Below are 14,709 nucleotides of genomic sequence, written 5' to 3'. Positions count from 1 at the left end.
AGCTTTATTATGTATAATATGTGTTTTTCACTACTATTATTCATAACAGTGAGTTCTTTGCATGTCGAGGCTCTCGACCTACATCATGCCTGGCATTCCGCCTCCGCCCATTGGCATAGCAGGTGCATCTTCTTTAATATCTACTAAAGCACATTCAGTCGTTAAGATCATACCAGCTACAGAAGCGGCATTTTCTAAAGCGATACGAGTTACTTTCTTAGGGTCAATAATTCCAGCTTTAAGCATGTCTACATAAGTTTCAGATTTAGCATCGTAACCAAAGTCTTTTTTGCCTTCTAAAACTTTATTGATAACTACAGAACCTTCACCACCAGCATTTTCTACGATTGTTCTTAATGGAGATTCAATCGCTTTGTTTACGATTTGTACACCAGTTGTTTCGTCTATATTCTCAGTAGTGATTTTCTCTAAACATTTCTTAGCTCTCACTAAAGCAACACCACCACCAGCAACAATACCTTCTTCGACTGCAGCACGTGTAGCATTTAAAGCATCATCAACACGATCTTTCTTTTCCTTCATCTCAACTTCAGAAGCAGCACCTACATAAAGTACAGCAACTCCACCAGCTAATTTTGCTAAGCGTTCTTGAAGTTTTTCTTTGTCGTAATCAGAAGTCGTCGTTTCAATCTGAGCTTTAATTTGGTTAACTCTCGCTTTAATATCAGCCTCTTTACCTGCACCATTAACAATTGTGGTGTTGTCTTTGTCTATAGTTACAGTTTCAGCTGTACCTAACATTGTAAGATCTGCATTTTCTAAAGAGAAACCTCTTTCTTCAGAAATAACAACGCCACCTGTAAGGATAGCAATATCTTCTAACATTGCTTTACGTCTATCACCAAAACCTGGCGCTTTTACAGCAGCGATTTTAAGTCCACCACGTAATTTATTAACTACTAAAGTTGCTAATGCTTGTCCATCAACATCTTCTGCGATGATTAATAACGGACGCCCAGATTGTGCAACTGGTTCTAATATTGGAAGAATTTCCTGTAAGTTAGAAATTTTCTTATCAAATAATAAAATGTATGGATTCTCTAAATCAGCAATCATTTTATCAGCATCTGTAACGAAGTAAGGAGATAAGTAACCTCTGTCAAACTGCATACCTTCAACAACGTCAACGTAAGTTTCCATTCCTTTAGCTTCCTCAACAGTAATTACACCTTCTTTACCAACTTTAGCGAATGCTTTAGCGATTAAATCACCAATAGTATCATCGTTGTTTGCCGAAATTGCAGCAACTTGTTTGATTTTATCAGAATCGCTACCTACTTTTTGAGCTTGTTTTTCTAAATCTTTAACAATTGCCTCAACAGCTTTGTCAATACCACGTTTTAAATCCATAGGGTTTGCGCCAGCAGCAACGTTTTTAAGACCTTCTTTTACAATTGCTTGAGCCAATACGGTTGCAGTTGTTGTACCATCACCAGCTAAATCGTTAGTTTTAGAGGCAACTTCTTTTACCATTTGCGCTCCCATGTTTTCAAGCTCGTCTTCTAACTCAATCTCTTTTGCTACAGAAACACCATCTTTAGTCACCTGTGGTGCACCAAATGATCTTCCGATAATTACATTACGACCTTTTGGGCCTAACGTTACTTTTACTGCGTTTGCTAAAGCATCAACACCACGTTTTAATCCGTCGCGTGCTTCAATATCAAATTTTATATGTTTTGCCATTTCTATTTAAGGTTTTAGCCATTAGCTTTTAGCTTTTGGCTGAGTTTTAATTTTAATTTTTTGTGCTAACAGCGAAAGGCTGATAGCGAAAAGCAATTTAGATAATTGCAAGGATGTCGCTCTCACGCATCATTAAATAATCTTTACCTTCAAGTTTAAGCTCTGTACCACCATATTTTCCGTAAAGTACAGTGTCGCCAACTTTAACCGTTAAAGGTTCGTCTTTTGTACCATTACCAATGGCTACAACAGTTCCTTTCTGAGGTTTTTCTTTTGCATTATCTGGAATAATAATACCTGAAGCTGTTTTTGTTTCAGCTTCCTTTGGTTCTACAAGAACTCGGTCTGCTAAAGGTTTAATGTTTAAACTCATTTTGTTATATGTTTTTTTAGTTACTTAATTAATTACGCTTTAGCGTATTTCGAAAATTATGCCAATAGCGAAAATCTGACAAAGTTTCAGACCTATCTGCCGAATTTGTGGGTATAAAAAAAGCCAACTTAAAAAGTTGGCTCAATGTATATGGTAAGAATAAGTTTTATATTATTCGTCAGATGTAGTATCTGTTGCAGGTGCAGCTGGTAATACAGGCATTTCAGTAGTTTCATCAGCGTCGTAAGCTTTAGATTCAACAGAACCTCCAGAGTTAATAGTTAAATTAGACGCTAAGATTAAAATAATTAATCCGGTAGCTAAAAACCATGTACTCTTATCTAAAAAGTCTCCAGTTTTCTTTACACCTCCCATTTGTTGGGTGCCACCACCACCAAAAGATGATGATAACCCTCCACCTTTAGGGTTTTGTACCATAATTACTACAACAAGTAAGAAGGCTACGATTACGATTAGGACTAAAAATATTGAAAATGCACTCATTTTATATGGTATTATTATCTTTTAATTCTTTCACCAATTTTATTTGGTGTGCAAAGAAACTACTTTTTTCTGGATATTTCAAACTTAAAATTTTGTAAGATTGAATTGCTTTCTCATAATTTTTTTGCTCTAGATATATTCGTGCCAAAGTTTCAGTCATTAAACTATCTGAAACAGGGTTGTCATTGTTAACTAACTTTGGTTTTGGTGAATTGCTAGAAACGGGTTTTATCTTTGGATTTTCGCTTATAAACTTATCTATAATAGCAAGTTTTTTCTGAAGAGGAGATAGCGTTTCTTGTTCAGACGGCTCTATTTCAACGTTGTTTTTGGTTTCAGGTTTAACGTCGTTTTTAGTTTTAGCTTTAATTTCGTCGCGCACAATAGGTTTAAAACTCGTAATTTTTAACCATTCTGTAAATGAATGATTTTCGGTTTTATCAAATTCTAAAGGCGTACCAATTTTAAGCTCTTTTTCTGGTGTGATATTTTTAACATCAACAGCGATAATGGAATCTTCAATTTTTGACACCAATCTAGGTTGAGGCATTGGTTTTATCTCAAATAAACCTGGGTCTAAAACACCTTCTGTAGCTTTAATATGTTCTTTTAAAGCATCATCGATTGTAACACTTTTATTGACTGAAATATCATCTACAGCATTAACCTCAATAGATTTGATATACTCTGTGTTTTGTTTAATCTGTTCAGATATTTCATTTTGATTGAAAATGTCTGAAGTAATGTAATCAAACAACACGCTGCGATCTGTGGTGTGAGCAGCTGTGATTTTTAAAGCGTTATTATACTTGTAACTTTCCTTTTGTTTTAAACCTTTAAGGTATAATGCTCTTAAAGATTGAAAATAAGGGTACTCTTTAATTGCAGAAGAAAGTAGTTCGGTTTGAGATGCTGTAACCGCTTCTGGATGTTGTAATAAATATGTTAAATCTTGAAGCTGCATAGTTTACCAGTCTGCTAAAGAAGCGTTAAGAATATCTTGTGTTAAACGTTCTAATATTTCGTCGAAGGCGGTATCCTTTATACTACCTGAAAGTTGTTCGCTAGCTCCATAATCGTAAAAGAATGAAAATGTTCTTTCAAAATCTTTTTCTTCATCTTTTGTGTTAATATAGCGCACTTTAACTCCAATGGTTAATCGGTTTTGTGCAGCTGTATTTTCAGCCGTAGCTGTCATAGGAGCAATACGGTATTCTATAATTTCACCTTCGTAAATAACTTCCCCCCCTGTGTTTACTAATTGTGCACTGGTTTGATTAACAATAAGATCTTGAAGCGCATTTGTAAATAATTGATCCAAACCTGGCTCTACCAAATCAGCGTTATTCTGAAAGAAATTAACTTGAAAAGTTTCTGGAGTTTCTGTAATTCCTGTAAATGAATAATTAACCTTACAACTATAGCATGCAAGGCAAATAACAACTATGAAAAAATATTTTAATGAATTCATTTAATACGTGTTTGTTGTTTGTTAATGAAGTTTTTAGATTTTTAATCTGGTATTAGTAAACGACTTACGGATTAAGAATATTTCTATAGTCCTCATAAATTTATCTTAAAGATCAAATTGTTTGATTTTCCTATAGAGTGTTCGCTCGCTTATACCTAATTCGGCTGCCGCTAATTTGCGTTTTCCGCCATGACGTTCTAAGGATTTTTTAATCAATTCTAATTCTTTGTCATGTAAAGACAGCGTTTCCTCTTCTTCTATTTCTTCGGCAAAATGATATTTGTCATCACTTTCTGAAACACTATTTTCATCTGCCTCTGTATGTTCTCCAAGAGATAAAACTTCTAAATCTTCTACAGCAGCTTCAAATTCTTCGTCCTTATCTTCACCGTATATTTTTTCAATTAAATGCTCGTTATCTTTTTGAACATCAGAATCACTGCCTTTTTTCATGAGTTCCATGGTCAGCTTTTTAAGATCGTTTAGATCGCTCTTCATGTCAAATAAGACTTTGTATAAAATCTCACGCTCACTACTAAAATCACTTTCTGATTTAGAATTTTTAACTACAGCTGGTAAGTTGCTGCCTATGCTTGGTAAATAGTTCTGAATTGTAATACCATCGATAGTACGGGTTTGCTCTAAAACGGAAACCTGTTCTGCAACATTTCGTAATTGTCTAATATTACCATTCCACCTATACTTTACTAACAAATTAACAGCATCGTCAGTTAATTTAATTGTTGGCATTTTATATTTTAAGGCGAAATCACTAGCAAATTTTCTGAATAATAGGTGAATATCTTCTTTCCGATCTCTTAAAGGTGGCAAGTTGATTTCTATAGTACTCAGTCTGTAATATAAATCTTCTCTGAACTTTTCTTTTTTAATAGCTTCAAACATATTAACGTTTGTAGCCGCTACAATCCTTACATTAGTTTTTTGAACTTTACTAGACCCTACTTTTATAAATTCACCATTTTCTAAAACACGCAATAAACGTACTTGTGTTGTTAGTGGTAATTCTCCAACTTCATCTAAAAAAATAGTTCCTTCGTCAGCGACCTCAAAGTACCCTGAACGCGTTGCTGTGGCCCCTGTAAAAGCTCCTTTTTCGTGCCCGAATAATTCACTATCAATAGTGCCTTCTGGTATAGCACCACAGTTAACAGCAATATATTTGCCGTGTTTTCTATGCGATAGTTGATGAATAATCTTAGGAATACTTTCTTTACCTACACCACTTTCGCCAGTAACTAAAACCGAAATATCGGTAGGAGATACTTGAATTGCTTTTTCTATGGAGCGATTAAGTTTTGTATCGTTTCCTATAATACCGAAACGTTGCTTTATAGCTTGAATTGATTCCATAATTAATTTACGTATGAAAATCTTTCGTTGAATTCAAATGATAGCTCAGGTCCAAAATCATAAGCGATATCTCTACTTACTATACGTCCTGCAGAATTATATTCTAAATCAAAATTGAAAGTAGTGCCATCGAAAGAGGCGCCATTCCAATTGTTTGTAGACAAGAATTGTGCGATCTGACCTCCGATTTCGTCTGAATAATCATCTTTTAAGAAGGTTAAAATATAATTGTCTTCGTAAATTACTTGCAAAGGGTTTGTTTCGTTGTCAAACTGATAAGTGGTGTTGCTTTGTGTTTCACCAGTTGTTGTGCTGCTTGTAATATTACCTACTGCATTGTACGATACGGTTTCAAACTGAATAGAAAACTCTCCATCAAAAGATTCTTTCTTAATAACACGGTCAGAACCATCTACGGTAAATTGCGTAGAAATAGTAGAACCAACTTCTGTTCTTGTAATAATGTTTCCGTCGTAAGTAAAATTGTAGTTGTAATCGTCTTCGTCATCTCCGTAATACTCATAAGTGATATTAGATACTACGCCATTTGTGTAGGTTATTACTGTTTCGTTAGTAGTTACCCCTGATGAATTTACAGATTTATCGTTAATAATTTGTCCAGAGTTATTACGTGTAATGATAAGATTTTCGGTTTCAAACGGACTGCCTTCAGCAGATAACGCATTAGTGCCAGATATAATTTTATCATTAGCAATGTTAAAATCTGAATTGGTGATTGTTTCAATTGGAATACCAAAAAATACTAAATTAATCTGCGTGTCTAGCTCGTAAGTAGACATCGTTAAGTCGGTACTCTCGCTACCGCTGCCACCTCCTTGACTACCACCTCCTTGAGTGAAAGCCGGATCTAATGGTTCTACATCACAAGAGGTTATAAGAGTTAACGTGAATAATGCTAAGGCTAATTTCTTCATTTGTTTTTTATTATTAATTGTTTTTAGAATAGTCAATAGCTTTTCCTATAAGCGTTGCACTTGTGCAATCTGTTATGAGTACATTAACTAAATCTCCAACTTTATAATGTTCTTTAGGGAAAACGGCCACTGTGTTATCAGAGGTTCTTCCAGACCATTGTAAGTCCGATTTTTTAGATGCTTTTTCTATTAAAATTTCTACTGTTTTATTAAGATGCGCTCGGGTATTAATTTCGCTATACTTTCGTTCTAATAGAATAATTTCCTTTAAACGACGCTTTTTAATAGTTTCGGGTACATCATCTTCCATTTTACGACCAGCTAGGGTTCCAGGTCGTTCAGAATAGGTAAACATATAACCAAAATTATACTTTACATATTCCATTAAAGATAAGGTGTCTTGGTGATCTTCTTCAGTTTCTGTTGGGAAACCAGCAATTAAGTCGACACTTATTGCGCATTCAGGAATGATACGCTTAATATTATCGATAATCTCAAAATATTCTTCGCGTGTATGCAAACGATTCATTTCTTTTAATATACGATCACTTCCACTTTGTACTGGTAAATGAATGTGATTACAAATGTTATCGTATTTGGCCATGGTTTCAATAACATCCATGGTAAAATCTTGCGGATTAGATGTAGAAAATCGAATACGCATTTTTGGTTGTGCTTTAGCACATAGTTCTAAAAGATTAGCAAAGCTTACAGCAGTGGCTTTCTGAAGTTCTGAAGCATTATTAAAATCCTTTTTTAAACCACCTCCATACCATAGGTAACTATCAACGTTCTGTCCTAAAAGCGTAATTTCTTTAAACCCTTTAGCCCATAAGTCGTTTACTTCTTCAATAATACTTTGTGGATCTCTACTGCGTTCTCTTCCTCGTGTAAATGGTACAACACAGAAGGTACACATGTTATCACAACCACGAGTGATCGACACAAAAGCCGTTATTCCATTACTGTTTAACCTAACAGGTGAAATATCTCCGTAGGTTTCTTCTTTAGAAAGTATAACGTTAATAGCATCTCTTCCTTCTTCAACTTCGGCAAGCAGATTAGGTAAATCCTTATAAGCATCTGGACCTACAACTAAATCTACAATTTTTTCTTCTTCTAAGAATTTAGTTTTTAGTCGTTCTGCCATACACCCTAAAACACCAACTTTCATTTTTGGATTTATACGTTTTACGGCATTATATTCTTGCAGTCGTTTTCTAACGGTTTGTTCAGCTTTGTCCCTAATAGAACACGTGTTTACCAAAACAAGATCTGCTTCTTCAAGTATTTTTGTGGTATTAAAACCTTGCTCAGACAGAATGGAAGCAACAATTTCACTGTCGCTAAAATTCATTGCACAACCATAACTCTCAATAAATAGTTTCCGTTGGTTACCTTCTTTCTTGTCTATGATTAAGGTTTCTCCTTGTTTGTTTTCGTCTATAATTTTTTCCATCAGCTGTAGTGAATACTTCAATTCTCAATAAGTATGCAAAGGTAATATTATTTTTATAGATTGTGACAAAGTGGCAGTCATAATGTTTAATTATAATTTAAAACCTGTTTAGAATAACGTTTTTCTTGAGTATCTAAAAAAAATAGATTTCTTTTGGCGAACTAAATTATATAACTAAAGATGAACAGCACAGAAATTAGAAGCAAAATTCAAAATGCCAATGCATTAGATTTTGGAACTATATTTAATCAATCCATAGAATTATTTAAAAAAGTTTGGGTACAAGGATTGGTAATGTTACTACTAAATATTGTTTTGGCAATACCAGTAATAATGGTTGTTTATATTCCATTATTGTTTTTTGGTTTTATTAATGCTTTAACTGTTAGTGATAGTTATGATGCGTACGGTTCTTATGGGAATTCCGGAATGGGTTTTGCTTTCGGATTGGTGTTTTTTGTAGTTTATATTTTTCTCGTTGTAGCTATGAGTGCAATCGGACTTGGCTTAAAAGCTGCTTTTTATAGAATATGTAAACTTAAGGACTTAGAGCAACTGGGCAAAGAGGATTATTTTTATTTCTTCAAAAAGCCGTATTTAGGTAAAACTGTTAAGCTAGGTGTTGCATTTACTGGTATTGCGCTTTTAGCAACACTATTATGTTTCCTTCCTATAATATACGTTGTTGTGCCATTGTCTTTTATTGTTGTAGTGTATGCTTTTAATCCCGATTTATCAGTTTCTGAAATTATTAAATTAGGTTTTGACCTTGGTAATAAAAAATGGTTTTTATCATTTGGGTTAATGTTTTTGACCGGATTTTTAGCGATGGTAATTGGATTTTTAATGTGTGGATTTGGGGTGTATATTACATCGTCATTTAGCTATTTGCCTACCTATTTTATATATAAAGATGTTGTAGGCTTTGATGAAGAGGATGATCAGATGCGACGTATTGAACAATTGTCAACTTTTTAACGCAACCGTTTAATGTGTTTCATATCTCTTTAATAAAGATATACTTATGAAACTTAGAAAAATTATAATGTTTTCGTTAGTCTCAATGTTCTTGATGAGTTTTCAATGCCATGAAGATGATGTGATACTGTTGCCATGCGGATTAGAAGTGGTAAGTGATAATGAAGCTTACGAAACTTCTGAATCTGATAATTATGGTGTCTTAAATGTTGATTTAAGCGGAGATTGTTTAACTGTTGATGTGACTACTAGTGGTTGTGACAATAACGATTGGGTGTTAACATTAATAGATTCTGAGAATATTGCAGAATCCATGCCGTCTCAACGTTATTTGAAATTGACACTTTTTAATAATCAAGATTGTTCAGTAGTGCTTGAAAAGGCAGAGACTTTTGATTTGTCCTTGTTAAAAGTCGAAGGAACGAATGAAGTTTTGTTAAATATAGAGGGTTTGTCAGAATCCGTTTTATATAGCTATTAATTAAGATTTAAAAATTTTTATAAATCGAAGAAGCCTTATAATTTGTAGGGCTTCTTCTGTTTTTTATAACATTCTAATCACGATAAAATGTATGGTATTTACGACCAAATTAGGATTGTAACTTAATTTTCATATACATTTGTAAACGCAAAAATTTAAGAATGTCAAAGAATCTCGTTATTGTTGAGTCACCTGCAAAGGCTAAAACTATTGAAAAATTTTTAGGAAAAGATTTTAAAGTGGAGTCCAGTTTTGGACACATTTCAGATCTACCGTCTAAAGAATTAGGAGTTGATGTAGAAGGAGACTTTATGCCTAAGTATCAGGTTTCTAAAGATAAGAAAGATGTCGTTAAGAAATTAAAAGAATTAGCAAAGAAAGCAGATATTGTTTGGCTAGCGAGTGATGAGGATCGCGAGGGAGAAGCAATTGCTTGGCATTTAGCCGAAACTTTAAAATTAGATAAAGAAAAGACTAAACGTATTGTATTCCATGAGATTACAAAAACGGCGATACAGAAAGCTATAGAGAATCCAAGAAGTATAGATTATAACTTAGTAGATGCACAACAGGCAAGACGTGTTTTAGACCGTATTGTTGGTTATGAATTGTCTCCTGTATTATGGAGAAAAGTTAAAGGAGGTTTATCTGCAGGTAGAGTACAATCGGTTTCGGTTCGTTTAATTGTAGAACGCGAACGCGATGTGCAAGGATTTAAAACAACCGCATCTTATAGAATAGATGCAGAATTTACCAACGAAGACGGTAATTCATTCAAAGCTAAATTACCAAAGAATTTCGAGTCTGAAAAAGAGGCTTTAAAATTTCTAAATGATAATATGGGAGCTTCATATGAGGTGTCAGACCTTCAAAAGAAGCCTGCTAAAAAATCACCAGCTGCGCCATTTACAACATCAACACTTCAACAAGAAGCGTCTCGTAAGCTAGGCTACTCTGTAAGTAGAACGATGACCAATGCACAACGTTTGTACGAAGCTGGTTTCATCACCTATATGAGAACAGATAGTGTCAACTTATCTGATGAAGCTAAAAAAGGAGCGGAGAGCGAAATCACATCAGCTTACGGTGCTAAGTTTAGTAATCCAAAAAATTATAAAGGTAAGTCTAAAGGAGCGCAAGAAGCTCACGAAGCTATACGACCAACAGATTTTTCAAATCATACTGTTAGTGCAGAACGCGATCAAGCGCGGTTATACGATTTAATTTGGAAACGTGCTATCGCATCTCAAATGAGTGATGCTAAATTAGAACGTACCAATCTTAAAATTCAAATCAATTCTAAAAATAAAATTAGCGAACAATTCACAGCTAATGGAGAAATCATCACGTTTGAAGGGTTTCTAAAAGTATATTTAGAAGGAACAGATGATGAAGACGCAGAACAAGAAGGAATTTTACCAGATTTAAAAGTTGGTGAACCTCTTAAAAATAAATACATCACAGCAACCGAGCGTTTTACAAGACCGCCTGCAAGATTCACAGAAGCTTCATTAGTGAAGCAATTGGAAGAGCTAGGAATTGGTCGTCCGTCTACTTACGCACCAACTATTTCTACAATTCAAAATAGAAACTACGTAGAAAAAGGAACGAATGAAGGTGATGAAAGAAGCTACAAACAATTAGTTTTCGAAAATCAAACGATAAAAGATAACACGCTTTCAGAACAAACCGGTTCTAATAAGGGGAAATTAGTACCTACAGATATTGGTATTATTGTTACCGATTTCTTAGTTAACCATTTTGAAAGCATCCTAGATTATAACTTTACGGCAAGAGTAGAAGATCGTTTTGATGATATTGCTGAAGGTAAGCAAGATTGGCGTGAAATGATGAAGGATTTCTACAAAGGCTTTCATCCACAAGTCGAAGATGTACAAGAAAATGCAGAACGAGAATCTGGGGAACGCGAATTAGGTATAGATCCAAAAACAGGTCGAACAGTTTTAGTACGACTTGGTAAATTTGGACCATTGGTGCAGTTAGGTAAACCTGACGATGAAGAAGAGCCTCAGTATGCAAGTTTATCACCAGACCAACAATTAGGTTCTATAACTTTTGAAGAGGCCATGGACTTGTTTAAGCTTCCAAAAGCATTAGGCCATTATAAGGACGAAGAAGTTGAGGTTAATAATGGACGTTTTGGGCCATATGTTAAGTTTGGCAAAAAATTCGTGTCATTACCAAAAGGTGTTGATCCGTTGAGTGTAGAGATGGATGAAGCATTAATATATATTAAGGAGAAAGAAAAAGCAGATGCTCCGATATATATGTATAAAGATATAGAAGTTACAAAAGGTAAAGGACGTTTTGGGCCATTTATAAAATGGAACAACATGTTTATTAATGTGAATAAAAAATACGATTGGGATAATTTATCTGAAGAGGATATTATTACTTTGATTGAAGAAAAATTCAAAAAGAAATTGATAAGGTTATCCATAACTGGGAAGATGAAGGAGTAAGAGTAGAGAAAGCAAGATGGGGAAGACACAACATTATAAAAGGCAAGCAAAAAGTAGAGTTAGCCAAAACAGTGGATGTGACTAAAATGACTTTAGAGAAAGCGCAAGAGATTCTCGAAAAAAACGCACCTAAAAAGAAGGTTGCAAAAAAGAAAGCCCCTAAGAAAACGGCGACGAAGAAAACTGCTACAAAGAAGAAAGCTACAACTAAAAAGAAATAATTGGATATGAATTTTAATTTCCTTACGCCTGTATCAGATGCGGTTTTAGCTCATAATGAACTAATAGCGCAACAAGCGCTAGGGAAAAAAATTAAGGTGCATTCTCGTCAAAATGGTGTTCCAGATTTGGAAAACGTACAAATGGCGATTATTGGAGTTCAAGAAAATAGAAATGACGTCAATTTTATTGGTGCTCATGTGAATTTTGACCCTATTCGTAAAACACTCTACACGTTGTTTCCAGGTAACTGGCATACAACATTAGCAGATCTTGGTGATATTGAACCAGGAGAAACGGTTGAAGATACTTACTTCGCAATCCGTACGGCGATATCTGTTTTAGTAGAAAAAAATATCATTCCTATTATCATAGGAGGAAGTCAAGATTTAACATACGCTAATTATCGTGCCTACGATTCTCTCATGCCAATGGTGAATGTGGTAAGTGTCGATAGTAATTTTGATTTGGGTGATGCAAATCTTCCAATTAAGAATAATAGTTACGTCGGTAAAGTCATTGTAGAAGAGCCTTATAATCTATTTAATTATTCTACAATTGGCTATCAAACATATTTTAACTCCCAAGAAGAAATAGATCTTATAGAAAAGTTGTACTTTGAGGCCTATCGATTAGGTGAAATATCAGGAGACATCAGTAGGGTAGAGCCATTGATGCGAGATGCACATATTGTATCGGTAGATTTAAAGTCGGTTAGAGCTTCTGAAGTAAGTGAAAATCAGAAGTATTCACCTAATGGTTTTTCCGGAAAAGAAATTTGTGCTATAAGTAGATACGCAGGTATAAGTAATAAAGTGTCATCGTTTGGGATTTATGAATACCAAGGATCTAAAAATGATAGCTCAACGTCAATGCTAATAGCGCAAATGATATGGTATTTTATTGAAGGTGTAAATTGCAGAGTTAAGGATGACGATTTTCACAATGAAAATCATTACCAAAAATATAATGTTTTGGTAGAGGATGATGAATTAATTTTTTACAAAAGTTTAAAAACAGGTCGTTGGTGGATTGAAATTCCTTTTTTACCAAACGTTAATAATAAATTAAAAAAGCATACGTTATTACCATGCATGCACTCCGATTATGTGCATGCTACTCAAGGTGAAATACCTGAGCGTTGGTATAAGGCTTACCGGAAGAATAGCTTTTAAAATAAACGTTTAATCCGATTTTAACACTTTTTTAATCGACGAAATGCTTATTTTCAGGGTAAAGTGCAAAAAAAAGATAAAAAAAGTTGTTTATTCGGAAATATATAAATATGTTTACGACCTCAAAAATAATAAGGACTAATTTAACCTAGAGTTACTATGAATATTAAGAAGTTTATTTTACTAACCACAGTACTAGTTATGGTAGCCAGTTGTAATTCTGGAGATCGAGGACAGTTGGTAGGTGTACAAGGTAAGAAATGGCATCCAGAAAAGCCCTATGGAATGACATTGGTGCCAGGTGGAGCTTTTATTATGGGTAAATCAGATGATGATTTAGCTGGAGTACAAGACGCGCCAACAAGAACAGCCACAGTTCGTGCATTCTATATGGATGAAACTGAAATTACAAATAGTGAGTATCGCCAGTTTGTAGAATGGGTAAGAGATTCTACTCTAAGGTTAAAATTAGCTGAGATGGCTGACTTAGAAGGGAAAACACCAGGAAGTGGAGATATTGGAGAATTTGCTTATTTAGATGCAAATCCAGAAGATCTTAACGCTTACGAAAGTTATATGGTGAATACCTATGGTAACGAGCAAAGAAAAATTAATCGCGATGCAAAGTTGCATTTCAGCACGGATGATTATCCAGATGAATTGTATGCTGAAGTGATGGATGGTATGTATTTACCATTAGAAGAATCATATAACGGTCAACGTACTTGGGATGTAAAGCAATTTAAATTCCAGTATACTTATATGGATATTCAAAAAGCTGCCAAGGATAGAGGTTTAAAACGTTCTGAAGTTATAGTTCAGCAAGAAGTTGAGATTTATCCAGATACAACGGCTTGGATTAGAGATTTTGCATACTCTTATAATGAGCCAATGCATAATGATTATTTCTGGCATGATGCTTATGGAGACTACCCAGTTGTTGGTGTGTCTTGGAAGCAAGCGCAAGCTTTCTGTCAGTGGAGAACTTTGTATCATAATGCAGATAGAAAGAAAAGAGGAAGACAGCTTGTAAACTCTTACAGATTGCCATCTGAAGCTGAATGGGAATATGCAGCACGTGGTGGATTGCAAGGAGCAACGTATCCTTGGGGTGGACCTTATACTAAAAATGACAGAGGTTGTTTTATGGCTAACTTTAAACCATTAAGAGGTGATTATGCAGCCGATCAAGCTTTATATACAGTAGAAGCGGATTCTTATGATCCTAACGATTTCAATTTATATAACATGGCAGGTAACGTTTCAGAATGGGTAAACGGTTCTTACGATCCTGCGTCTTATGAATTTGCGTCATCAATTAATCCAAATGTAAATGATCCTAACAACGCACGTAAAGTAGTTAGAGGTGGTTCTTGGAAAGATGTTGCTTATTTCTTGCAAGTAAGTTCTAGAGATTATGAATATGCTGATTCTGCAAGAAGTTATATCGGTTTTAGAACAGTTCAAGATTATATGGGAACTGAAGTAACTAAAAACGCTGCAACAAATTAATTCAAACTTATTAAACTTAACTTAAACCTAATATTAATCCA

At 34.5% G+C, this 14,709-nt stretch carries 12 protein-coding genes and 1 pseudogene; 5 read left to right on the top strand and 8 right to left on the bottom strand.

The window, feature by feature from the left end:
- Nucleotides 1-78: 78 nt before the first annotated feature.
- The 8 genes from groL to miaB all read right to left on the bottom strand — a co-directional run bounded on the left by groL (nt 79) and on the right by miaB (nt 7,820).
- A complete protein-coding gene (gene groL, locus ADIWIN_RS11750) occupies nt 79-1,707 on the bottom strand; it encodes a chaperonin GroEL (protein WP_020896486.1) in 1,629 nt (542 codons plus the stop codon).
- A 97-nt stretch (nt 1,708-1,804) separates the two neighbouring features.
- A complete protein-coding gene (locus tag ADIWIN_RS11745; protein ID WP_020896485.1) occupies nt 1,805-2,080 on the bottom strand; it encodes a co-chaperone GroES in 276 nt (91 codons plus the stop codon).
- 171 nt (nt 2,081-2,251) lie between these two features.
- On the bottom strand, nt 2,252-2,584 hold the full coding sequence (gene secG / locus ADIWIN_RS11740; protein WP_020896484.1) for a preprotein translocase subunit SecG: 333 nt from the start codon (nt 2,582-2,584) through the stop codon (nt 2,252-2,254).
- A 1-nt stretch (nt 2,585) separates the two neighbouring features.
- Nucleotides 2,586-3,548, bottom strand: a complete 963-nt coding sequence (locus ADIWIN_RS11735; RefSeq protein WP_020896483.1) for a DUF8458 domain-containing protein — start codon at nt 3,546-3,548, stop codon at nt 2,586-2,588.
- 3 nt (nt 3,549-3,551) lie between these two features.
- Nucleotides 3,552-4,055 carry an LptE family protein gene (locus tag ADIWIN_RS11730; protein ID WP_040757170.1) on the bottom strand — a complete coding sequence of 168 codons (504 nt, stop codon included), beginning with the start codon at nt 4,053-4,055 and terminating at the stop codon, nt 3,552-3,554.
- 105 nt (nt 4,056-4,160) lie between these two features.
- Nucleotides 4,161-5,426 (bottom strand): sigma 54-interacting transcriptional regulator, encoded by a 1,266-nt coding sequence (locus ADIWIN_RS11725; RefSeq protein WP_020896481.1) that lies wholly within the window; start codon nt 5,424-5,426, stop codon nt 4,161-4,163.
- Nucleotides 5,427-5,428: 2 nt separating this feature from the next.
- A complete protein-coding gene (locus ADIWIN_RS11720) occupies nt 5,429-6,361 on the bottom strand; it encodes a hypothetical protein (protein ID WP_020896480.1) in 933 nt (310 codons plus the stop codon).
- Between the two features lie 13 nt (nt 6,362-6,374).
- The gene (gene miaB, locus ADIWIN_RS11715; protein WP_020896479.1) at nt 6,375-7,820 is read right to left on the bottom strand and encodes a tRNA (N6-isopentenyl adenosine(37)-C2)-methylthiotransferase MiaB; all 1,446 of its coding nucleotides are present in this window, start codon (nt 7,818-7,820) and stop codon (nt 6,375-6,377) included.
- A gap of 180 nt (nt 7,821-8,000) precedes the next feature.
- Here miaB and ADIWIN_RS11710 point away from each other — a divergent pair, with 180 nt between their 5' ends.
- The 5 genes and pseudogenes from ADIWIN_RS11710 (at nt 8,001) to porK (ending at nt 14,668) form a co-directional block, all read left to right on the top strand.
- Complete coding sequence (locus ADIWIN_RS11710) at nt 8,001-8,798, top strand: hypothetical protein (protein ID WP_020896478.1); 798 nt, start codon at nt 8,001-8,003, stop codon at nt 8,796-8,798.
- A gap of 46 nt (nt 8,799-8,844) precedes the next feature.
- Nucleotides 8,845-9,279, top strand: coding sequence for a hypothetical protein (locus tag ADIWIN_RS11705; protein WP_152487255.1), 435 nt, complete (start codon nt 8,845-8,847; stop codon nt 9,277-9,279).
- A gap of 161 nt (nt 9,280-9,440) precedes the next feature.
- Nucleotides 9,441-11,983: pseudogene (gene topA, locus ADIWIN_RS11700) on the top strand (type I DNA topoisomerase).
- Between the two features lie 6 nt (nt 11,984-11,989).
- A complete protein-coding gene (locus ADIWIN_RS11695) occupies nt 11,990-13,156 on the top strand; it encodes a formimidoylglutamase (protein WP_020896474.1) in 1,167 nt (388 codons plus the stop codon).
- A gap of 165 nt (nt 13,157-13,321) precedes the next feature.
- The gene (gene porK / locus ADIWIN_RS11690; RefSeq protein WP_498370485.1) at nt 13,322-14,668 is read left to right on the top strand and encodes a T9SS ring complex lipoprotein PorK/GldK; all 1,347 of its coding nucleotides are present in this window, start codon (nt 13,322-13,324) and stop codon (nt 14,666-14,668) included.
- Nucleotides 14,669-14,709: the final 41 nt, after the last annotated feature.

It is taken from the genome of Winogradskyella psychrotolerans RS-3 (assembly GCF_000427335.1).
Lineage (GTDB): Bacteria > Bacteroidota > Bacteroidia > Flavobacteriales > Flavobacteriaceae > Winogradskyella > Winogradskyella psychrotolerans.
Note: the sequence above shows the minus strand (reverse complement) of the source record. Positions and strands in the feature narration are given on the sequence as shown.

What these genes read in the sequence shown, in the direction of transcription:
- ADIWIN_RS11735 (WP_020896483.1), bottom strand. Translation starts at nt 3,548, where the DNA reads ATGCAGCTTCAAGATTTAACATATTTATTACAACATCCAGAAGCGGTT.
- ADIWIN_RS11710 (WP_020896478.1), top strand. Translation starts at nt 8,001, where the DNA reads ATGAACAGCACAGAAATTAGAAGCAAAATTCAAAATGCCAATGCATTA.
- groL (WP_020896486.1), bottom strand. Translation starts at nt 1,707, where the DNA reads ATGGCAAAACATATAAAATTTGATATTGAAGCACGCGACGGATTAAAA.
- ADIWIN_RS11730 (WP_040757170.1), bottom strand. Translation starts at nt 4,055, where the DNA reads ATGAATTCATTAAAATATTTTTTCATAGTTGTTATTTGCCTTGCATGC.
- ADIWIN_RS11745 (WP_020896485.1), bottom strand. Translation starts at nt 2,080, where the DNA reads ATGAGTTTAAACATTAAACCTTTAGCAGACCGAGTTCTTGTAGAACCA.
- ADIWIN_RS11705 (WP_152487255.1), top strand. Translation starts at nt 8,845, where the DNA reads ATGAAACTTAGAAAAATTATAATGTTTTCGTTAGTCTCAATGTTCTTG.
- miaB (WP_020896479.1), bottom strand. Translation starts at nt 7,820, where the DNA reads ATGGAAAAAATTATAGACGAAAACAAACAAGGAGAAACCTTAATCATA.
- ADIWIN_RS11725 (WP_020896481.1), bottom strand. Translation starts at nt 5,426, where the DNA reads ATGGAATCAATTCAAGCTATAAAGCAACGTTTCGGTATTATAGGAAAC.
- ADIWIN_RS11695 (WP_020896474.1), top strand. Translation starts at nt 11,990, where the DNA reads ATGAATTTTAATTTCCTTACGCCTGTATCAGATGCGGTTTTAGCTCAT.
- ADIWIN_RS11720 (WP_020896480.1), bottom strand. Translation starts at nt 6,361, where the DNA reads ATGAAGAAATTAGCCTTAGCATTATTCACGTTAACTCTTATAACCTCT.
- secG (WP_020896484.1), bottom strand. Translation starts at nt 2,584, where the DNA reads ATGAGTGCATTTTCAATATTTTTAGTCCTAATCGTAATCGTAGCCTTC.